Genomic DNA, 22,903 nt, shown 5'->3' with positions numbered 1-22,903 from the left:
TGTGGGTAGCGGGTCCCGGGCCGCGGGCTGCGCGCGGACCGGGTGACCGGGCGCGGCCGCACCCCGGCATCCGGACGCGCGGGCGCACCGTCCGACCGGGTGCGGAGCACACCCCGGAGACGGGAGGAGGAGCGGGCCCCGGCGGCCCCCTAGGAGGCCTAGGGGTTTCGCAGGGGCCCGCTAGGGGTTAGCCGCCCAGGGCCGGAAAACCAGACTGGGGAGCGCCGGAAGAACCCTTTCTCAGAGGTGGAAGCTCACGATGGCGCGCCAGGAACAGTTGCACCCGTCCTTGCCGGAGAACGTGCTCGCGACAGCGACCGCCGTCATCGGATCGGCGTGCCGGCTGCCCGGAGCAGCGGACACGCAGGCCTTCTGGCGACTGCTGGACGAGGGCGCCGACGCGGTCGGGACCTTCCCTCCCGGGCGGTTCGCCGAGGGCGAGCGGGCCCGCGCCGGCGGGTTCCTCGACCAGGTCGACGGCTTCGACCCCGAGTTCTTCGGCATCTCACCCGCCGAGGCCGCCGCCGCCGACCCCCAGCAGCGGCTGGTGCTCGAACTGGCCTGGGAGGCCCTGGAGGACGCGGGCGTGCTGCCCCGCACCCTGGCCGGCCGCCCGGCCGGCGTCTTCGTCGGTTCGATCGCGAGCGACTACGCCACCCTGGTGGCCCAGGCACCCGCCGCCGTCACCCGGCACACGCTGACCGGCCTCAACCGCGGCCTCATCGCCAACCGGATCTCCTACGCGCTGGACCTGCGCGGTCCGAGCCTGACCGTGGACTCGGCGCAGTCCTCCTCGCTGGTCGCCGTACACCTGGCGTTGGAGAGCCTGCGCAGCGGCGAGTCCGAACTCGCGCTGGTCGCCGGGGTGAACCTCAACCTCGCGCCGGACAGCACCCTGACCGTGGACCGCTTCGGGGCGCTGTCCCCCGACGACCGCTGCTTCACCTTCGACGCCCGGGCCAACGGCTACGCCCGCGGCGAGGGCGGCGTGCTGCTCGTCCTCAAGCCGCTGGCCCGGGCCCTCGCCGACGGCGACGACGTCCAGGCCGTACTGCTGGGCAGCGCGGTCAACAGCGACGGCGCCAGCGAGGGCCTCACGGTGCCCGGCCGGCTGACCCAGGAGGCCGTCGTCAGGGCGGCCGTGGAGCGCGCCGGGGTGGCCGGGCACCAGGTCCAGTACGTCGAACTGCACGGGACGGGCACCCCGGTCGGGGACCCGGTGGAGGCGGCCGCGCTCGGCGCCGCCCTCGGCGCGGGGCGCGAGCCCGGCCGGCCGCTGCTGGTGGGATCGGCCAAGACCAACGTCGGGCACCTGGAGGGCGCCTCCGGCATCGTCGGGCTGCTCAAGACGGTGCTGAGCGTGCGTCACCGCAGGCTGCCGGCGAGCCTGAACTTCCGCGAGCCCAACCCGGCGATCCCCTTCGACCGGCTCGCCCTGCGGGTGCACGCGCAGTCGGGCCCCTGGCCGGACCAGGACGCCCCGCTGATCGCCGGAGTCAGCTCCTTCGGGGTGGGCGGCACCAACGCCCACGTCGTCGTGGCCGAAGGCCCGGTCGCCGCCACCACCGCTGACCGGCCCACCGCCGAGCAGCCCGCCGAAGACCGGCCCGCCGCCGGTCCGCTGCTCTGGCCGCTCTCCGCGCGGAGCCCGCAGGCACTGCAGGGCCAGGCCGGGCGGCTGCTCGGCCTGCTGGAGGCGCGGCCCGGCCTCGACCCGGTCGACGTCGGCCACTCGCTGGCGACCCGCCGGACGGCCTTCGAGCACCGCGGCGCCGTCACCGGCGCCGACCGCGCCGAACTGCTCGACGGGCTCCGGGCGCTGGCCGGCGGGGAGCAGGCGCTCAACCTGGCGCGGGGCACCGCGCGCGCCGCCGGACGCACGGTCTTCGTCTTCCCCGGACAGGGCTCCCAGTGGGACGCCATGGCGCGCGAACTGCTCGCCACGGCGCCGGCGTTCGCCGACAAGCTGGCCGCCTGCGAGGTCGCGCTGGCCCCGCACACCGACTGGTCGCTCACGGACGTCCTGCTCGGCCGGCCGGGCGCGCCCTCCCTGGAGCGGGTGGACGTCGTCCAGCCGGCGCTGTTCGCGGTGATGGTCTCGCTCGCCGCGCTGTGGGAGTCCGCCGGAGTGCGCCCGGACGCGGTCATCGGCCACTCGCAGGGCGAGATCGCCGCCGCGCACGTCGCCGGCGCCCTCTCGCTGGAGGACGCCGCCGCCGTCGTCGCGCTGCGGGCGAAGGCCATCGCCGGCCTGGCCCGGCCGGGTTCGGGCGCGATGGCCGCCGTCCCGCTGCCGGAGGCCGAGGTCCGGGCCCGGCTGGCGGCCTGGGAGGGGCGGATCGGCGTGGCGGCGGTCAACGGACCGTCCGCGACGGTCGTCTCCGGCGAGCGCGCCGCGCTGGACGAGCTGCTGGCCGGCTACCGCGAGGAGGACGTCCGGGTCCGGCTCGTCCCGGTGGACTACGCCTCGCACTCGCCGCAGGTCGAGCCGCTGCGCGAGACCCTGCCCGGACTGCTCGCCGGGATCCGCCCCCGCGCCGGCCGGACCGCCTTCTACTCGACCGTCACCGGCGGCCTGCTGGACACCGCCGAGCTCACCCCCGCGTACTGGTACCGCAACCTCCGGCAGACCGTCGAGCTCAGCAGCGCCGTCCGGGCCGCGCAGGCCGACGGCCACCTGGCCTTCGTCGAGGTCAGTGCCCACCCGGTGCTGACCGTCGGCCTCGGCCAGATCCTGGACGGCGCGGCGGCCGTGGCCGGCACCCTGCGGCGCGAGCACGGCGGCCTGCCGCAGTTCCACCGGGCCCTCGCCGAGCTGTCCGTACAGGGCGCCGCGGTGGACTGGGACGCGTTCTACGGGCCCGCGGCCCGGCGGGTGGCGCTGCCGACCTACGCCTTCCAGCGGCGCCGGCTCTGGATCGATGCGGCCCCCGGCCGCACCTCGCCGGCCGCCGCGGCGGCCGACGCCCGCCCGGTCGAGGCCTCCCCGGTGGAGGACCGGGCAGTCGGGGCCCCGGCGGCGGCACTGAGCGAGAGCGCCGTGCTGGACGCCGTCCGCACCAGCGCCGCGCTCGTCCTCGGCCAGGCCTCCGCCGCTGACGTCGACCCCGACCGCACCTTCAAGGACCTCGGCTTCGACTCGGTCTCCGCGGTGGAGTTCCGGGGCCGGCTGGCCTCCGCCACCGGTCTCGCCCTGTCCAGCACCCTCACCTATGACCGGCCCACCCCGCGCGCCCTGGCCGCCCACCTGCACGGACTGTCCGGCGGCGGCGCCCAGGCCGAGCCCGCCGCGCCCCGGCGGACCCGGGACGGCGAGGACGACCGCGACCCGATCGCGATCGTCGCGCTCAGCGGACGCTGGCCCGGCGGCGCGGACACCCCCGAGGCGCTCTGGGAGCTGCTGCGCGAAGGCCGGGACGCGATCGGCGGCTTCCCCGAGAACCGCGGCTGGGACCTCGACGCCCTCTACGACCCGCAGGGCCTGCGCCCGGGCACCTCGTACACCCGCCAGGGCGGGTTCCTGTACGACGCCGACCGCTTCGACGGCGCCTTCTTCGGCTTGAGCCCGCGCGAGTCCGCCGCCATGGACCCGCAGCAGCGGCTGCTGCTGGAGTCCGCCTGGGAGCTGACCGAGCGGGCCGGCATCGCGCCCGACGAGCTGCGCGGCAGCCGCACCGGGGTCTTCGTCGGGGTGATGCCGCAGGACTACGGCCCCCGGCTGCACGAGACCCCCGAGGGGCACGAGGGGCACGCCCTGACCGGGAGCCTCACCAGCGTGGCGTCCGGGCGGCTCGCGTACGTGCTCGGCCTGGAGGGGCCCGCGATCACCGTCGACACCGCCTGCTCCTCCTCGCTGGTGGCGATGCACCTGGCGGCCCAGTCGCTGCGCCGGGGCGAGTGCGACCTCGCGCTGGCGGGCGGCGCCACCGTGATGTCGGGCCCCGGCATGTTCACCGAGTTCAGCCGCCAGCGCGGCCTCGCCGCCGACGGCCGCTGCAAGCCCTTCGCGGCTGCCGCCGACGGCACCGCCTGGGCCGAGGGCGCCGGGCTGGTGCTGCTGGAGCGGCTCTCCGACGCCCGGCGCAACGGCCACGAGGTGCTCGCGCTGGTGCTCGGCTCCGCCGTCAACCAGGACGGCGCGTCCAACGGGCTGACCGCCCCCAACGGCCCCTCCCAGGAGCGGGTGATCCGCGAGGCGCTGGCCGACGCCGGGCTCACCCCGGCCGAGGTGGACGCCGTGGAGGCGCACGGCACCGGGACGGCGCTGGGCGACCCGATCGAGGCCCAGGCGCTGATCGCCGCGTACGGGCCGGGGCGCCCGGCCGGGCGACCGCTGCTGCTCGGCTCGCTGAAGTCCAACATCGGCCACACCCAGGCCGCCGCCGGGGTCACCGGTGTGATCAAGCTGGTCCACGCGCTGCGGCACGGCGAACTGCCCGGCACCCTGCACCTCGACCGGCCCTCCCCGCACGTCGACTGGTCCGCCGGCACGGTCGCGCTGCCCACCGGACCGACCGAGTGGCCCGACACCGGTCGCCCGCGCCGGGCCGCCGTCTCCTCCTTCGGCATCAGCGGCACCAACGCGCACCTGATCCTGCAGGCCCCGCCGGCCGAGCCGCCGGCCCCGACCCCGTCGGCCGATCCCGGCGCCCCGCAGCCGTGGGTGCTCTCGGCCCGCGACGAGCAGGCGCTGCGGGACTCCGCCGGCCGGCTGCTCGCCCACCTCGACGCTCCGGCCGGAGCCCCGGCCGACACCGCCGGGATCGCCCGCGCGCTGTCCGCCGGCCGCGCCCGGTTCGACCACCGGGCCGTCCTGACCGGCGGCGACCTCGACCGGCGGACCGAGCTGCTGACCGCACTGGCGGCGGGCGAGCCGGCCCCCGGACTCGTCACCGGCGTCGCCGCCCGCGGGCGCGGCCTCGCCGTCCTGCTCTCCGGCCAGGGCAGCCAGCGGGCCGGTGCGGGCCGCCAGTTGTACGACCGCTACCCGGTGTTCGCTCGCGCCCTGGACGCGGCCGCCGAGCTGTTCGACGCCGAGCCGTTCGAGGCCGACGGAGGCCTCGGGACGCCGCTGCGCGAGGTGCTGTTCGCCGAGCCCGGTACGCCGCAGGCCGCCCTGCTCGACCGCACCGCCTACACCCAGCCCGCCCTGTTCACCCTGCAGGTCGCGCTGTTCCGGCTCGTCGAGTCCTTCGGCGTCCGCCCCGACCACCTGATCGGCCACTCGATCGGCGAACTCACCGCGGCGCACCTCGCCGGGGTGCTCTCGCTGCCGGACGCCGTCACGCTGGTCGCCGCCCGCGGTCGGCTGATGCAGGCGCTGCCCGACGGTGGCGCGATGGCCGCCCTGCAGGGCGCCGAGGCCGAGGTGCTGCCGCTGCTCGCGGGCCTGGACGGCTCGGTGGGCATCGCGGCGGTCAACGGCCCGACCTCCGTGGTGATCTCCGGTGACGCGGCGGAGGTCCGGCGGATCGCCGGCGCCTGGCGCGAGCAGGGCCGCCGCAGCAAGCTGCTGCCGGTCAGCCACGCCTTCCACTCCCCGCACATGGACGCCGTCCTGGACGAATTCCGACGGGTGGCCGAGGGCCTGGAGTTCGCCGAGCCCCGCATCCCGGTCGTCTCCAACCTCACCGGCGCGCCCGCCACCGCCGAGCAGCTGCGCGACCCCGAGTACTGGGTGCGCCACATCCGCGAGGCGGTCCGGTTCCACGACGGGATCCGCGCCCTGGACGCCCTCGGGGTCGACGGCTACCTGGAGCTCGGGCCGGGCGCGACCCTCACCGCACTCGCCGAGGAGACGCTCGACGGGCAGCAGGAGGACCGACCCCACCGCACCACCGCCGCCGTGCTGCGGGCCGACCGGCCCGAGGCCGACACCCTCACCGAGGCCCTGGCCCGGCTGTACGTCCAGGGCGCATCCGTCGACTGGACCGCCGCCGCCCCCGACGGCGGCGCCCGCCGGGTCGACCTGCCCACCTACCCCTTCCAGCGGGTGCGGCACTGGCTCGACCAGCCCGCCACGGCCGCGCCGGCCGCCGCCGGGCTCCTCGCCGCCGGTCACCCGCTGCTCGGTGCGGCCGTCGAGCGCCCCGGTGACGCCGGCTGGGTGCTGACCGGTCGGATCTCGCTGCGCACCCACCCCTGGCTCGCCGACCACGCGGTCGGCGGGAGCGTGCTGCTCCCCGGCACCGCCTTCGTCGAGCTCGCCCTGCACGCCGCCGCCCGTACCGGCCCGGCCGCGCTGGAGGACCTCGCCATCGAGGCCCCGCTGCCCCTCACCACCCGCGCCGTCCAGCTCCAGGTGTCCGTCGGCGCCGCCGACGGCTCCGGGCGCAGGCCCGTCGAGGTGCACGCCCGCCCCGAGGGCGGCGACGACCCCTGGACGAGGCACGCGGCCGGCACCACCGCCGCCGCCGACGCGCCGCCCGTCGAGCCCGCCGTGGCCGAGGTCTGGCCGCCGGCCGGCGCCGTCGCCGTCGACACCGCCGAGCTGTACGAGCGGCTGGCCGACCGGGGCTACGCCTACGGCCCGGCCTTCCGCGGCCTGACCGCCGCCTGGCGGCTCGGCGAGGAGGTCTACGCCGAGGTCGGCCCGGCCGCCGAGGCCGCTGGCTTCGGCCTGCACCCGGCGCTGCTGGACTCCGCGCTGCACGCCGTGGTCGGCGTCCTGCGCGACTCCGACGCCCTTGAAATCCCGTTCGCCTGGGGCGCGGTGGCGCTGTACCGGTCCGGTGCCCGCACGCTGCGGGTCCGGGTCCGCGCCGCCGGGCCGGACGCCGTCACCCTGCTGGCCGCCGACGACACCGGCGCGCCGGTGGCCGAGATCGGCGCCCTGACCCTGCGGGCCGCCGCCCCGGCCGAGGCCGACTCGCTGCACCGCCTCGACTGGGTGCCGCTGGCCCTGCCCGAGACCGCCTCCGCCGACGACGCGTGGAGCCTGCTCGGCGAGGACGAGCCGCTGCGGGCGGCGCTCGCCGCGGCCACCGGCCGGCCCGTCCCGGCCCACCCGGCCGCCCGGCCCCCGGTGGGCGGCCGGGGCACGGTCCTGGCCCCCGTCCGGGACGCCGCATCGGCACTGGACCTGCTCCACGCCTGGACCGCCGACGAACGGCTCGCCGACACCCGCCTGGTGCTGCTCACCCGCCACGCCGTCGCGACCCACGACGGCGAGGACGTCCCCGACCCGGCCGCCGCCGCCGTCTGGGGCCTGGTCCGCACCGCGCAGGCCGAACACCCGGACCGCTTCGTGCTGGCCGACCTCGACGGCGCCGCCGCCGGGGCCGCGCTGCCCGCCGCCCTCGCCACCGGAGAGGCCCAGTTCGCCGTCCGCGGCGAGGAGGTGACGGTGCCCCGGCTGGCCCGGGTCCGCGCCGCCGACACCCTGGCCCCGCCGCCCGGATCCGCCGCCTGGCGCCTGGACACCGAGACGCCCGGCGCCCTGGACAGCCTCCGGCTGCTGCCCGCACCCGAGGCCGACCGGCCGCTCGCGGCGGGCGAGGTCCGGCTCGCGCTGCGCGCCGCCGGCCTCAACTTCCGCGACGTGCTGATCACCCTGGGGATGTACCCGGGCGGCGCCCGGATCGGCGCCGAGGGCGCCGGCATCGTGCTGGAGACCGGCCCGGGCGTCACCGCGCTCGCCGCCGGGGACCGCGTGATGGGCCTGGTCCAGGGCACCCTGGGCCCGGTCGCGGTCACCGACCACCGCCTGCTGACCAGGATCCCGGCCGGCTGGGGCTTCGCCGAGGCGGCCACCGTCCCGGTCGCCTTCCTCACCGCCTACCACGGCCTCTACGACCTGGCCGGCCTGCGGCCGGGGGAGAGCCTGCTGGTGCACGCCGCCACCGGCGGCGTCGGCCAGGCGGCCGTCCAACTCGCCCGGCACGGCGGCTCGGAGGTGTTCGGCACCGCGAGCCCCGGCAAGTGGGACACCCTGCGCGCGCAGGGCCTGGCCGACGGCCGGATCGCCTCCACCCGCACCCTCGACTTCGAGGAGGAGTTCCGGGCGGCCACCGGCGGGCGCGGCGTGGACGTCGTACTCAACTCGCTCGCACGGGAGTTCACCGACGCCTCGCTCCGACTGCTGGCCCCCGGCGGCCGGTTCGTCGAGATGGGCAAGACCGACCAGCGGGACCCGGCGGCCGTCGCCGCCGCCCACGACGGCGCGGCCTACCTCGCCTTCGACCTCTTCGACGTCGACCCGGCCCGGATCGGCGAGATCCTCACCGAACTCGCCGCCCTCTTCGAGAGCGGCGCCATCCGGCCGCTGCCCGTACACGCCCAGGACGTCCGGCAGGCCCCGCAGGCGCTGCGCCGGCTCAGCCAGGCCCGGCACACCGGCAAGCTCGCCCTCACCCTGCCCGCCGCGCCGGCCGCCGCCGGCACCGCGCTGGTCACCGGCGGCACCGGCACCCTGGGCCGGCTGATCGCCCGCCGGCTGGTCGTCCGGCACGGTGTCCGACACCTGCTGCTCACCGGCCGGCAGGGCCCGGCCGCCCCCGGCGCCACCGAGCTGGCGGCCGAACTCACCGCGCTCGGCGCCGAGGTGACCATCGCGGCCTGCGACGTCGCCGACCCCGAGGCGGTGGCCGCCCTGATCGCGGCGGTACCGGCGGAGCACCCGCTGACCGTCGTGGTGCACGCGGCGGGCGTCCTCGACGACACCCTGCTCGACTCGCTCACCGCCGAGCGGCTGCGCGCCGTGCAGCAGCCCAAGGCCGGTGGCGCGCAGGCCCTGCACCGGGCCACCGAGCACCTCGACCTGGCCGCCTTCGTCCTGTTCTCCTCGGCGGTCGGCCTGCTGGGCAACCCCGGCCAGGCCAACTACGCCGCCGCCAACACCCAGTTGGACGCCATCGCCCAGCACCGCCGGGTCCGCGGCCTGCCCGCCGTCTCGCTCGCCTGGGGCCACTGGGCGGAGGCCGGCGGCATGGCGGCCAAGCTCAGCGCCGCCGAGGCGGACCGGCTGGCCAGGACCGGCCTGGCGCCGATGGCCACCGAACACGCGCTGGCCCTGTTCGACGCCGCGCTCGACTCGCCGTACCCGGCCCTGGCCCCCGCCCGGATCGATCCGGCGGCCGCCGGCGCCGACCGGCCCGCTCCGGTGCTGCGCGGCCTGGTCAAGGCCCGGCCGCGGCGCGCCTCCGCGCCCGGCGCGGACGGCCCGGCTGCGCTGCTGCGCCGGCTCGCCGGCAAGTCGGCCGCCGAGCAGCAGCGGGTGCTGCTGGCGCTGGTCCGCTCCACCGCCGCCGCCGTCCTCGGGCACCCGGACGCCGAGGCGATCCGGCCGCAGATCGGCTTCATGGAGGCGGAGTTCGACTCGCTGGGTGCGATCGAACTGCGCAACCGGATCAACGCGGCCACCGGGCTGCGGCTGCCCACCACCGTCGTCTTCGACCAGCCGACCCCGGTCGCGCTGGCGGCCCACCTGCGGGAGCGGCTCGCCCCCGAGCCGGCCGCACCGACCGCACTCGAGCACCCCACCGGGCCCGACCTGCTGGCCGAACTCGACCGCCTGGAGGCCTCGTTCGCCCAGGCCGCGGCCGACGACGAAGCCCGCAGCCGGGCCGTGGAGCGGCTCGCCGCGCTGCTGAGCGCCCTGGGCGGCCGGCCGGCCGCCCCCGTCGAGGACATCACGGAGCAGATCTCCGCCGTCAGCAACGACGACATCTTCGACTTCATCGACAACGAGCTCGGAATCTCCTGAGAGAGGCGACACCACATGACCACCAACGAGGAGAAGCTCCGCGACTACCTCAACCGGGTCGCCGCCGAGCTGCAGCAGACCCGCCGCCGACTGGCCGAGGCCGAGGCGAAGTCGCAGCCGCAGGAGACCGGTGACGAGCCGATCGCGATCGTCGGGATGGCCTGCCGCCTGCCCGGCGAGGTCCGTACCCCGGACGACGTGTGGCGGCTGGTGACCGAGGAGCGCGACGCGGTCGGTCCGTTCCCCGCCGACCGCGGCTGGGACCTGGACAACCTGTACGACCCCGACCCGGACCGGCCCGGCCGCACCTACGCCCGGGAGGGCGGATTCCTCTACGACGCGGGCGAGTTCGACGCCGGCTTCTTCGGCATCTCGCCGCGCGAGGCGCTCGCCGCGGACCCGCAGCAGCGGATCCTGCTGGAGACCGCCTGGGAGGCGCTGGAGCACGCCGCGATCGACCCCGAGGCGCTGCGCGGCAGCCGCACCGGCGTCTTCGCCGGCGTCATCGCCCAGGAGTACGGTCCGAGCCTGCACCACCTGCCGGCCGAGAAGACCGACGGGTACGTGCTCACCGGCACCACCACCAGCGTCGCCTCCGGCCGGATCGCCTACACCCTCGGACTGGAGGGCCCGGCGGTCACCGTCGACACCGCCTGCTCCTCCTCCCTGGTGGCCGTGCACCTCGCCGCCCAGGCACTGCGCTCGGGCGAGTGCTCGCTGGCGCTGGCCGGCGGCGCGACGGTGCTCGCCGCGCCCGGCATGTTCATCGAGTTCAGCCGCCAGCGGGGTCTGGCCCCGGACGGCCGCTGCAAGCCCTTCGCCGGCGCCGCGGACGGTACCGGCTGGGGCGAGGGCGCGGGCGTCCTGGTGCTGGAGAAGCTCTCCGACGCGCAGCGCCTCGGCCATCCGGTGCTCGCCGTCCTGCGCGGCTCCGCCGTCAACCAGGACGGCCGCAGCAGCCAGCTGACCGCTCCCAGCGGCCCCTCGCAGCAGCGGGTGATCCGGGAGGCGCTGGCCGCCGCCGGCCTGGGCACCGGCGACGTGGACGCGGTCGAGGCGCACGGCACCGGCACCAGGCTCGGCGACCCGATCGAGGCGCAGGCCCTGATCGCCACCTACGGGTCCGGCCGGTCGGCCGAACGGCCGCTCTGGCTCGGCTCGTTGAAGTCGAACATCGGCCACACCCAGGCCGCGGCCGGGGTCGCCGGTGTGATCAAGATGGTGCAGGCGCTGCGGCACGGCGTGCTGCCGAAGAGCCTGCACGTGGACGAGCCGTCCCCGCACGTGGACTGGTCCGAGGGCACCGTCCGACTGCTCACCGAGGCCCGCGACTGGCCCGAGCTGAACCGGCCGCGCCGCGCCGCGGTCTCCGCCTTCGGCGTGAGCGGCACCAACGCCCACGTCATCATCGAGCAGGCCCCCGAGCAGCCCGCCGCACAGGGCGACCGGCCGCGCGCCGAGGCCCCGGCGGTGCTGCCCTGGGCGGTCTCCGCCCGTACCCCCGAGGCGCTGCGCGCCCAGGCGGCCCGGGTGGCGGACGGCCTGGCGGCCGGCGGTGACCCGCTGGACACCGCCTTCTCGCTGGCCACCACCCGCGCCGCCCTGGAGGAGCGCGCCGTGGTGATCGGCGGCGACCCGGCCGGCCTGCGGGCCCTCGCCGAGGGCGAGGACGTCCCCGGGGTGGTGCGCGGGCGGGCCGACGCGGACGGCAAGGTGGTCTTCGTCTTCCCCGGCCAGGGCTCCCAGTGGGCCGGCATGGCCTCCGAACTCCTCGCCACCGAGCCGGTGTTCGCGGCGCACATCGAGGCCTGCGCGGCCGCCCTGGCGCCCTGGACGGACTGGTCGCTGCCGGACGTGCTGCACGGCGCCGAGGGCGGACCCGACCCGGACCGCGTGGACGTCCTGCAGCCCGCCCTGTGGGCCGTCATGGTCTCCCTCGCCGAACTCTGGAAGTCCTACGGGGTGCGCCCCGACGCCGTGGTCGGCCACAGCCAGGGCGAGGTGGCCGCCGCCTACGTGGCCGGCGCCCTGACCCTGGAGGACGCGGCCCGGATCGTCGCCCTCCGGGCGCAGGCCCTGGCCACCATCTCCGGCAAGGGCGGCATGGTCGCCGTCCCGCTGCCGCTCGCCGCCGTCGAGCCGCGGCTGGCCGCCTGGGCCGGCCGGCTCTCCATCGGCGTGCTGAACGGCCCGTCCTCGGTGGTGGTCTCGGGCGACCTGGACGCGCTGGCCGAGCTCACCGAGCAGTACACCGCCGAGGGGGTCCGGGTCCGCCCGGTCGCCATCGACTACGCCTCGCACTCGGCGCAGACCGACCCGCTGCGCGGCCGACTCGCCGAGCTGCTCGCCCCGGTCCGTCCGCGGGCGGGTGAGATCCCGCTGGTCTCCACCGTCACCGGGGACTGGCAGGACACCGCCGCCCTGGACGCCGCCTACTGGTTCGAGAACCTCCGCCGCACCGTGCGCTTCGAGGAGGCCACCCGCGCCCTCGTCGCCGACGGGCACACCGTCTTCGTCGAGGTCAGCCCGCATCCGGTGCTGACCGGCGCGATCGAGGACACCCTGGAGTCGGCGGGCGTGCGGGCCGCGGCCGTGACCGGTTCGCTCCGCCGCGACCAGGGCGGCCGGACCCGCTGGCTGACCTCGGTGGCCGAGCTGTACGTCCGCGGTGTCGCCGTCGACTGGACGGCGGCCTTCACGGGCGCGGACCCGCGCCGGATCGAGCTGCCCACCTACGCCTTCCAGCGGCAGCGCTACTGGCTGGCCGCCACGCGGTCCCCCGAGCAGCTGGTCACGGCCGGCACCGGCGCGGCCGACGACCCGTTCTGGGACCTCGTCAACGGTCAGGACGCCGGCCGCCTCGCCGAGGCGATCGGCGTGGACGACACCCAGATCGGCCCGGTGCTGCCCGCACTGGCCTCCTGGTGGGAGCGCCGGCGCAACGCCTCGGCGGCCGACGCCTGGCGCCACCGGGTGCGCTGGCGGCCCGTCCTGGGCGCGGCGGCCGACCGGCTCACCGGCACCTGGCTGCTGGCCGTCCCCGAGGAGCACACCGCCCACGCCTGGATCGCCCCGCTGAGCGGGGAACTGGCCGCCCGCGGCGCCCGTGTCGTCCCGGTCACGGTCGGCACCGACCGGGCGGCCGCCGCCGAGGCGCTCCGATCGGCGGCCGGCCCGGGCGCGATCGCCGGCGTGCTCTCCCTGCTGTCCCTCGCCGAGGGCAGCCACCCCGCCTTCGAGGCCGTCCCCCGCTCGTACGCGGCCAACGTCACGCTGGCGCAGTCCCTGGACGACGCCGGCCTCGCCGTGCCGCTCTGGTTCGCCACCCGGGGAGCCGTCGCCACCGCCCCCTCGGACGCGGTCACCGACCCGGCCCAGGCGCTGGTCTGGGGCTTCGGCGCCATCCTCGCCGTGGAGAGCCCGGCTCAGTGGGGCGGGCTGGTCGACCTCCCGCAGGAGCCGGACGAGCGCGCCTGGCAGCGCCTCGCCGGCCTGCTGGCGGCCCGGGGCCCCGACCGCGAGGTGGAGGTGGCCCTGCGGCCGGCCGGCGTGCTGGCCCGCCGCCTGGTACCGGCGCCGCTCGGCGGCGCCGGCGGGCGCGAGCCCTGGAGCCCGCGCGGCACCACCCTGATCACCGGCGGCACCGGCGCCCTCGGCGGGCACGTCGCCCGCTGGCTGGCCGGCCGCGGAGCCGAACACCTGCTGCTGGTCAGCCGGCGCGGGGCGGACGCCCCCGGCGCCGCCGAGCTCGCCGCCGAACTCGACGCACTCGGCACCGCGGTCAGCTTCGCCGCCGCCGACGTCGCCGACCGCGCCGAACTGGCCGCGGTGCTGGCCGCCGTCCCCGCCGAGTACCCGCTCCGCGCGGTCGTGCACACGGCCGCCGCGCTGCACGACGGCCTGATCCCCACCCTCACCCCCGAGCAGCTCGACCTGGCGCTGCGCGCCAAGGTGGGCGCCGCCCGGCACCTGCACGAGCTGACCGCCGGGCTGGACCTCTCCGCCTTCGTGCTGTTCTCCTCGGTGGCGGGCCTCTCCGGCATCCCCGGGCAGGCCAACTACGCCCCCGGCAACGCCTACCTGGACGCGCTCGCCGCCCAGCGCACCGCCGCCGGACTGCCCGCCACCTCGGTGGCCTGGGGCCACTGGGCCGGCGCCGGCATCGCGGACGCGGGCGCCGACGCCCAGCTGCTGCGGCACGGGCTGGTCTCGCTGCCGCCGGAGCCGGCCGTCGCCGTGCTCGGCCAGATCCTCGACCACGGCGAGTCCCACCTGGTGGTCGCCGACGTCGACTGGCCGGTCTTCTACCGCGGGCGCACCCACCCGCTGGCCGCCGAACTCCCGGGCGTCCGGCAGGATCCGGCGCGGACCCAGGACGCCCCGGCCGGCGACGACCCGGCCGCCCGGCTGGCCGCCCTGCCGGCCGCCGAGCGCCGGCGCGGGCTGCTGACCGTGGTCCGTGCGACCGCCGCCGCCGTCCAGGGCCACCGCTCCGCCGAGGCCGTCGACCCGGCCAAGGCCTTCCGCAACCAGGGATTCGACTCGCTGACCGCCGTCGAGTTCCGCAACCGCCTGGGGGCCGCCACCGGTCGCCGGCTGCCCGCCACCCTGGTCTTCGACCACCCGACGCCCGCCGCGCTGACCGACTGGCTGGCCGGTGAACTGTGGGGCGCCGAGGCCGCCGCGCCCGTCGTACCGGCGGCCGGCCGGCCGGTGGACGACGACCCGATCGCCATCGTCGGCATGGCCTGCCGCTACCCCGGCCAGGTCGCCTCGCCGGAGGACCTCTGGCGGCTGGTCAGCGACGGGGTCGACGCCCTCACCGAGTTCCCGGACGACCGCGGGTGGGACCTGGAGCGCCTGTACAGCCCGGACCCCGACCGCCCCGGCACCTCCTACGCCCGGCACGGCGGATTCCTCGACACGGTGGCCGACTTCGACGCCGAGTTCTTCGGCATCCCGCCGCGCGAGGCCCCGGCCATAGACCCCCAGCAGCGGCTGCTGCTGGAGACCACCTGGGAGGCCTTCGAGCGGGCCGGCATCGACCCCGAGGCGCTGCGCGGCAGCCGGACCGGCGTCTTCGCCGGCATCTCCGGCCGCGACTACGCGACCACCGCGCAGCGGGTCCCGGACGAACTGGAGGCTTACCTCGGCATCGGCAACGCGGGCAGCGTCGCCTCCGGGCGGATCTCGTACTCCTTCGGGTTCGAGGGCCCGGCGGTCACCGTCGACACCGCCTGCTCCTCCTCACTGGTGGCCCTGCACCTGGCGGCGCAGTCGCTGCGCTCGGGCGAGAGCGACCTGGCGGTGGCCGGCGGCGTGCTGGTGATGTCCACGCCGACCACCTTCGTCGAGTTCTCCCGCCAGCGCGCCATGTCGGCCGACGGCCGCTGCAAGGCCTTCGCCGCGGCGGCGGACGGCACCGGCTGGGCGGAGGGCGTGGGCCTGCTGCTGGTCGAGCGGCTCTCCGACGCGCGCCGCAACGGGCACCAGGTGCTGGCGGTGCTGCGCGGTTCGGCGGTGAACCAGGACGGCGCGTCCAACGGCCTGACCGCGCCGAGCGGCCCCTCGCAGCAGCGGGTGATCCGCGAGGCGCTGGCCGTGGCCGGCCTGGGCGCCGGCGACGTGGACGCGGTGGAGGCGCACGGCACCGGCACCACGCTGGGCGACCCGATCGAGGCGCAGGCCCTGATCGCCACCTACGGGCAGGGGCGCCCGGCCGAACGGCCGCTGCTGCTCGGCTCGGTGAAGTCCAACATCGGCCACACCCAGGCCGCGGCCGGGGTGGCCGGTGTGATCAAGATGGTGCAGGCGATCCGGCACGGCGTGCTGCCCAAGACCCTGCACGTGGACGCGCCCTCGCCGCACGTCGACTGGTCGGCCGGCAGCGTCCGGCTGCTCACCGAGGCCCAGGACTGGCCCGAGCTGGACCGGCCGCGCCGCGCCGCGGTGTCCGCCTTCGGCGTGAGCGGCACCAACGCCCACGTCATCATCGAGCAGGCCCCCGAACTCCCGGCCGAGCAGGGCGGGCAGCCGCCCGCCGAGGCGCCGGCGGTCCTGCCGCTGGTGCTCTCCGCGCGCACCCCGCAGGCCCTGCGGGCCCGGGCCGGGCAGCTCGCCGACCACCTGGCCGGCGGGGCCGACCCGGTGGACACCGGGTACGCGCTGGTCTCGACCCGGGCCGCGCTGGAGGAGCGGGCCGTCGTCGTCGGCGACCCGGCCGGCCTGCGGGCGCTGTCGCTGGGTGAATCGGCCCCCGGAGTCGTCACCGGTTCGGCGGCGGGGGCGGGGTCGCTGGCATTCCTGTTCACCGGGCAGGGCAGTCAGCGGGTACGGATGGGCACCGAGTTGGCCGCCTCGTACCCCGTTTTCGCGGAGGCTTTCGGGGCGGTGGCGGCGGAGTTGGATCCGCTGCTGGGTGTGTCGTTGGCCGAGGTGGTCGAGTCGGGTGCGGGGTTGAACGAGACGGGGTTGACGCAGCCGGCGTTGTTCGCGGTCGAGGTGGCGTTGTTCCGGTTGTTCGAGTCGTGGGGGGTGCGGCCGGACTTCGTGTCGGGGCATTCGATCGGTGAGTTGTCGGCGGCGCATGTGGCGGGGGTGCTGTCGTTGGCGGATGCGGCGGTGCTGGTGGCGGCGCGGGCGAGGTTGATGCAGGCGTTGCCGTCGGGTGGGGCGATGGTGGCGGTGGAGGCGTCGGAGGAGGAGGTGCTGGCGGCGCTGTCGGAGGGTGTGTCGGTGGCGGCGGTGAACGGTCCGTCGTCGGTGGTGGTGTCGGGTGACGAGGCCGCGGTGGTGGCGCTCGGGGAGGGTTTCGCTGCTGAGGGTCGTCGGACGCGGCGGTTGCGGGTGAGTCACGCGTTCCACTCGGCGCACATGGACGGGATGTTGGCGGAGTTCGGTGCGGTGGCGGCTTCGTTGTCGTTCGCTGCGCCGCGGATTCCGGTGGTGTCGAATCTGACGGGTCGGGTCGCTTCGGCGCAGGAGATCACGGATCCGCAGTACTGGGTGCGGCATGTCCGTGAGGCGGTGCGTTTCGCCGATGTGGTAAGGGAGTTGGATGCGAACGGTGTGACGACGTTCGTGGAGCTGGGGCCGGACGGCACGTTGTCCGCCCTGGTGCGCGAGTCCCTGACCGACCCGGTCGCCGTCCCCGCCCTGCGCCGCGACGCGCCCGAGGCGGTCAGCGCGGTCACGGCGCTCGCCCAGGTCCACGTACGCGGTCACCAGGTCGACTGGACGGCCCTGTTCGAGGGCGCCCGTCCCGCCAGGGTCGATCTGCCCACCTACCCGTTCCAGCGGCGCCGCTACTGGCTGGAGCCCGGCTCCGCCCGCGGCGCCGACGCCGCGGGCCTCGGCCTCGGCACCGCCGCGCACCCGTTGCTGGGCGCGGTCGTCGCCCAGCCGGACTCGGACGGCGTGCTGCTGACCGGCAGCCTCTCGCTGCGCACCCACCCCTGGCTCGCCGACCACGTCGCCCTCGGCACCGTGATCGTGCCGGGCGCGGCACTGGTGGAGCTGGCGATCCGGGCCGGCGACGAGGTCGGCGCGGGCTCCCTGGACGAGCTCGTCATCGAGACCCCGCTGGTCCTGCCCGAGCGCGGCGACGTCCGGATCCAGGTCTCGGCCGGCGCGCCCGACGAGAGTGGCGCCCGCCCGGTCGCCGTGCACTCCCGCAGCGCCGACGGCCCCTGGCAGCGGCACGCCTCCGGCTCCCTGCGACCGGCGTCGGAGCAGGTCGCGTTCGACCTCGGCGCGTGGCCGCCCGCCGGCGCCGAACAACTCCCGGTGGACGAGGTCTACCGGGCCCTGGGCGAAGCCGGGTTGGCGTACGGTCCGGCGTTCCGCGGGCTGCGGACGGTCTGGCGGGACGGTGACACCTTCTACGCCGAGGCCGCCCTGCCGGAGGGCCTGCGCGAGCAGGCCGACCGCTTCGGCCTGCATCCCGCGCTGCTCGACGCCGCCCTCCAGCTGCCCGGCCTGTCCGAGGTGCCCGGCGGCGGGAGCCGACTGCCGTTCGCCTACCGCGGTGTGGACCTGCAGGCGGCCGGCGCGGCCGAGTTGAGGGTCCGGCTGACCGTCGCGGGCCCGGAGGAGTTCGCCCTCCTGGCCACCGACGCCGCCGACCGGCCGGTGGTCTCGATCGGCTCGCTGGTCACCCGGGCGGTGACCGCCGACCGGCTCGCCGCGCCGAAGCCGGTGCAGGGCGACTCGCTGTTCGCGGTGGAGTGGTCCGCCCTGCCCCTGACGGGGACGGACACGCCGCGCCGGCCCGTCCACGCCGACCTGACGGGGCCCGACCCGGCCGGCGAGACCCCCGAGTGGGTCGCCGTCCGCGCCGCCGGGCCGTCCCCCGTGGGGGCGGACACCCCGGTCCTGGTCCGGGAGGCCCTCGGCAGCGCACTCGCGCTCGCCCAGGAGTGGCTCGCCGGCGAGCGCTGGGCCGACTCCCGGCTGGTGGTGGTCACCAGCGGCGCGGTCGCCGTGACCGAGGGCGAGAGCCCCGACCCGGTGGCGGCCTCGGTCTGGGGCCTGCTGCGCTCCGCGCAGACCGAGAACCCGGACCGCTTCCTGCTGCTGGACCTCGACGAGGCCCCCGCCTCGTCCGACCTGCTGTCCGAGGCGGTGGCGGCCGCCCTGGCCGCCGGCGAGAACCAGCTCGCGCTGCGCGCCGGTGCCGTCCACGTGCCGCGGTTGGCACGGGTGGGCGCCGCGCAGACGCCGGGACGTCCGTGGGATCCGGCGGGCACGGTGTTGATCACCGGTGGGACGGGTGTGCTGGGTGGTGTGCTGGCCCGGCACCTGGTGGTGGAGCGCGGGGTGCGGCATCTGCTGCTGGTCTCGCGTAGCGGTGAACAGGCGCCCGGGGCTGTCGAGTTGGCTGCGGAGCTCGCGGAGCTGGGTGCGCGGGTGTCGTTCGCGGCGGCTGACGGTGCGGACCGGGAGGCGTTGGCGGCGGTGCTGGCGGGGATTCCGGTGGAGCATCCGCTGACGGCGGTGGTGCACACGGCCGGTGTGGTGGACGACGGCGTGATCGGGGCGCTGACCCCGGAGCGGCTGGACACCGTCGTGCGTCCGAAGGCCGACGGTGCCTGGCACCTGCACGAACTCACCCGGGACAACCCGGACCTGGCCGCCTTCGTCCTCTACTCCTCGGTGGCCGGAGTGCTCGGCTCGCCGGGGCAGGCGGCCTACGCGGCGGCGAACACCTTCCTCGACGCGCTGGCGGCCCGCCGGCACGCCGAGGGCCTGCCCGCGCAGTCCCTCGCCTGGGGCCAGTGGGAGCAGGCCAGCGGCATCACCGGCCGGCTCAGCCGGACCGACCTGGCGCGGCTGGCCAGGCTCGGCATCCGTCCGCTCTCCTCGACCGAGGGGGCCGAGCTGTTCGACGCCGCCGGGCTGCGCTCCCAGGCACCCGTCCTGGTGCCCTCCCCGCTCGACCTGGCCGCGCTCGCCGCGGCCGGCGAACCCGTCGCGCCACTGCTGCGCGGGCTGGTGCGACCCGCCCGCCGGGCCGCCCGGGCGGGCGTGGACGCCGCCGCGCAGACCTCGCTCGCGCAGCGGCTCGCCGCCCTGCCGGGCGACGCCGAGCGGGACGCCGCCCTGCTGGAGCTGGTCCGGACCGAGGTCGCCACCGTGCTCGGCACCGGCGCCGCGGCGGTCGGCGCCGGCAAGTCCTTCACCTCGCTCGGGGTGGACTCGCTGACCGCCGTCGAGCTGCGCAACAGGCTCAACGCGGCCACCGGGCTCCGACTTTCGGCGACCCTGGTGTTCGACCACCCGACCCCGCAGGCGCTCACCGCCCACCTGCGCGGGGAGCTCCTCGGCAGCGCCCCCGCGCCGGCCGCCGCGGTCGCCGTCCCGGCCGCCGCACGGCCGGAGGACGACCTGATCGCCATCGTCGGGATGGCCTGCCGGCTGCCCGGCGGGGTCACCTCGCCGGACGAGCTCTGGCAGCTGGTCACCGAAGGCCGGGACGCCGTCTCGGAGTTCCCCGACGACCGGGGCTGGGACCTGGAGGCGCTCTACTCCGAGGACCCGACCGTCCCCGGCACCTCCTACACCCGGCACGGCGGATTCCTGGAGCGGGCCGCCGAGTTCGACGCCGAGTTCTTCGGCATCTCGCCGCGCGAGGCGCTCGCCACCGACCCCCAGCAGCGCCTGCTGCTGGAGACCGGCTGGGAGGCGCTGGAGAGCGCCGGCCTCGACCCGAACGCGCTGCGCGGCAGCCGGACGGGCGTGTTCGCCGGCGTGATGTACCACGACTACGCCCCGCGGGTGCGGGAGATCCCGGCGGAGCTGGAGGGCTGGCTGGGCAACGGCACCGCCGGCAGCGTCGCCTCCGGGCGGATCTCGTACTCCTTCGGGTTCGAGGGCCCGGCGGTCACCGTCGACACCGCCTGCTCCTCCTCGCTGGTGGCCCTGCACCTGGCGGCGCAGTCGCTGCGCTCGGGGGAGTGCGACCTCGCCCTCGCGGGCGGCGTCGCGGTGATGTCCACGCCGACCACCTTCGTGGAGTTCAGCCGGCAGCAGGCGCTCTCCGCCGACGGGCGCTGCAAGGCGTACGCCGGGGCGGCGGACGGTACCGGCTGGGCCGAGGGCGTGGGCCTGCTGCTGGTCGAGCGGCTCTCCGACGCGCGCCGCAACGGGCACCGGGTGCTGGCCGTGGTCCGCGGCTCCGCCGTCAACCAGGACGGTGCGTCCAACGGTCTGACCGCGCCCAGCGGTCCGGCCCAGCAGCGGGTGATCCGGCAGGCGCTCGCCAACGCCGGGCTCAGCCCGGCGCAGGTGGACGCCGTCGAGGGCCACGGCACCGGCACCACGCTGGGCGACCCGATCGAGGCGCAGGCGCTGCTGGCCACCTACGGGCAGGACCGGACGGCCGAGGAGCCGCTCTGGCTGGGCTCGTTGAAGTCGAACATCGGTCACACCCAGGCCGCCGCCGGAGCCGCCGGCGTGATCAAGATGGTGCAGGCGCTGCGGCACGGCGTCCTGCCGAAGAGCCTGCACGTGGACGAGCCCTCGCCGTACGTGGACTGGTCGGCCGGCGCGGTCGAACTGCTCACCGAGGCACGGGACTGGCCGAGCACCGGCCGCCCGCGCCGGGCCGGGGTGTCCTCGTTCGGCGTGAGCGGGACCAACGCGCACGTCATCATCGAGCAGGCCCCCGAGCCCGCGCCGGAGCCGGCCGGGCGGGCCACCCCGCCGGTCCTGCCCTGGGTGCTGTCCGCCCGGACCCCGCAGGCGCTCCAGGCCCAGGCCGACCGGCTCGCCGGTCACCCGGTCGTCGCCGATCCGGTGGACACCGCGTACTCCCTGGTCACCACCCGGGCCGCCCTGGAGGAGCGGGCGGTGCTGATCGGTGACCCGGCCGGCCTGGCCGCCCTGGCCCGCGGCGACTCCGCCGCCGGCCTGGTGCGGGGCACCGCGGACCTCGCCGGCCGGACGGTCTTCGTCTTCCCCGGCCAGGGCTCGCAGTGGGCCGGCATGGCGCTCGAACTGCTCGACACCGCGCCGGTCTTCGCCGACCGGATCGAGGCCTGCGCCGCCGCCCTCGCCCCGCACACCGACTGGTCGCTGCTGGACGTGCTGCGCGGCGCGGACGGCGCCCCCGGCCTGGACCGGGTGGACGTGGTGCAGCCGGTGCTCTGGGCGGTGATGGTCTCGCTCGCCGAACTGTGGAAGTCCTACGGGGTGCGCCCCGACGCGGTGGTCGGCCACAGCCAGGGCGAGATCGCCGCCGCCGTGGTGGCGGGCGGCCTCACCCTGGAGGACGGCGCCCGGGTGGTCGCGCTGCGCAGCCGGGCGATCCTCGCCCTCTCCGGGCGCGGCGGGATGGCCTCGGTCGCGCTGCCCGCCGCCGAGGTCGCCGAGCGGATCGCCCGCTGGTCCGGCCGGCTCTCCGTCGCGGTGGTCAACGGCCCGTCCTCGGTGGTGGTGTCCGGCGAACCGGACGCGCTGGCCGAACTGGTCGCCGAGTACCGGGCGCAGGCCGTCCGGGCCCGGCTGGTCCAGGTGGACTACGCCTCGCACTCCGCCCAGGTCGACGACCTGCGGGAGGAACTGCTCGCCCTGCTGGCACCCGTCCGGCCGCGCACCGGCACGGTGCCGCTGCTCTCCACGGTGACCGGCGACTGGTTCGACACGGCCGGGCTGGACGCGGAGTACTGGGTGACCAACCTGCGCGAGACCGTCCGGTTCGAGGAGGCCACCCGGGCGCTGGCCGCGCAGGGGTTCAGCACCTTCGTCGAGGCCAGTCCGCACCCGGTGCTCACCGTCCCGCTCCAGGAGACCCTGGAGTCGGCCGGCGCGGCCCGCGGCACGGCGGCGGTCGGCTCGCTCCGCCGCGACCAGGGCGGCCTGGACCGCTTCCTCACCTCGGCGGCCGAACTGTACGTGCGCGGCGTGCCGGTGGACTGGCCGGCCGTCTTCGCCGGCTCCGGCGCCCGCCGGGTGGAGCTGCCGACGTACGCCTTCCAGCGGCAGCGCTACTGGCTGGACGCGACCGTCACCAACACGACGGTCAGCTCCGTGCCCGGTCAGGCCCAGGTGCTGCCGGGCGCCCCGGCCGAACCGGCCTGGCTCGGCCGGCTGGCCGCTCTGGGGGCGGACGAGCGCGAGCCGGCGCTGCTGGAACTGGTGCGGGCGGAGGCGGCCGTGGTGCTCGGCCACACCGGCGCCGCCGGCGTGGCGGCGGACCGTGCGTTCCGCGACCTCGGGCTCAGCTCGCTGACCGCGGTCGAGCTGCGCAACCGGATCGGGGCCGCGACGGGCCTGGAGCTGCCCGCCACGCTGGTCTTCGACCACCCGACCCCGGCGGCCGTCGCCGCCTACGTCCTGGCGGAACTGCCCTCCGTGGGAGAGGAGTCGGCGCCGTTGACGGTACTGGCCTCGCTCTCGGCGCTGGAGGAGGCGCTGGCCGTGCCGGGCGGCGGCGACGAGGACCGCGACTCCGTCCTGGCCCGCCTGCGGGCCCTGGTGGACCGCTGGGACACCGGTGACGGCCTGCTCTCGGCGGACGGCGAACTCGACCTGGACTCCGCGACCGACGAGGAGCTGTTCGCCCTGATGGACGGCAACGCCTGAGCGCGGCCGGCCGGGCCGCCCCTCCGAGGCGGCCCGGCCGGGCCGTACCCCACAGCCGTACCCGACCGGCCCCACCCCGCAGCCCCATCCCGCAGCCCCATCCCGAAGTGTGCTGTG

2 protein-coding genes are annotated in these 22,903 nt (G+C 77.0%); both read left to right on the top strand.

The window, feature by feature from the left end; genetic code table 11:
• Positions 1–259 precede the first annotated feature (259 nt).
• Positions 260–9,703, top strand: a complete 9,444-nt coding sequence (locus tag ACFTWP_RS02915) for an SDR family NAD(P)-dependent oxidoreductase (protein ID WP_380261972.1) — start codon at positions 260–262, stop codon at positions 9,701–9,703.
• Positions 9,704–9,718: 15 nt separating this feature from the next.
• Positions 9,719–22,786, top strand: coding sequence for a type I polyketide synthase (locus ACFTWP_RS02910; RefSeq protein WP_380261970.1), 13,068 nt, complete (start codon positions 9,719–9,721; stop codon positions 22,784–22,786).
• Positions 22,787–22,903 lie beyond the last annotated feature (117 nt).

The sequence above is a fragment of the Kitasatospora sp. NPDC057015 genome (assembly GCF_042673745.1).
In the GTDB taxonomy this organism is placed as follows: Bacteria; Actinomycetota; Actinomycetes; order Streptomycetales; family Streptomycetaceae; genus Kitasatospora.
This window is presented reverse-complemented; position numbering and strand designations above follow the sequence as displayed.